The sequence below is a fragment of the Dankookia sp. GCM10030260 genome, assembly GCF_042666655.1.
Taxonomy (GTDB): domain Bacteria; phylum Pseudomonadota; class Alphaproteobacteria; order Acetobacterales; family Acetobacteraceae; genus Paracraurococcus.
In genome coordinates this window covers 1-602 of sequence record NZ_JBHTDE010000095.1, presented here as the reverse complement: position 1 = coordinate 602, position 602 = coordinate 1, and the positions used below count along the sequence as shown (strand labels likewise).

Sequence of the window (602 nt, the reverse complement as noted above, 5' to 3'; positions counted from 1 at the left end):
GGAGGGCATCCTGGGGCATGGCCGGCGCCGCCCGTGCCCGGGGGCTCGCCCCCGGGCACGGGCAGTCGCGCTGGACTGGGGAATTTTCAGCCAGCACTTCCGGGGAGCATTCATCCAGCCGCTACAGCCCAGTCACGCAGTCCGATGGACATGATGGTCCAGGGCTGCTCGACGAAGCGGTTCCAGGCGTGGCAGCAGTGGTCGACGATGTCGTCGTAGCAGCGGAAGACGCGGTTCGAGAGCCAGTTGTCCCGCATGAACTGCCAAGTGTTTTCGACCGGGTTGAGGTCAGGGCATTTCGGCGGCAGCGGGACGAGGGTGATGTTCGACGGCCGCTCGAGCTTGTCCGACAGGTGCCAGCCGGCCTGGTCGAGCAGCAGCACGGCATGCGCGCCCGGTGCCACGACCGCCGAGATTTCGGCGAGATACAGGCTCATCGCGGCGGTGTTGCAGTGGGGCAGGACAAGGCCCGCCGCCTTGCCCACCTTGGGGCAGATGGCGCCGAAGATATAGGTCGACGCCGTGCGCTGATCCTGCGGCGCCGTGGGCCTGGTGCCGCGTCGGGTCCAGCGCCGGGTGATCTTGTTCTTCTGCCCTACCCT

Annotated in this window: 1 protein-coding gene; it reads right to left on the bottom strand. The window is 67.6% G+C overall.

Annotation, left to right across the window (positions count from 1 at the left end):
* Positions 1-110 precede the first annotated feature (110 nt).
* Positions 111-602, bottom strand: a 492-nt coding sequence (locus tag ACFQS7_RS31010) for an IS630 family transposase (RefSeq protein WP_380070995.1), incomplete at its 5' end; no start/stop codon positions are given.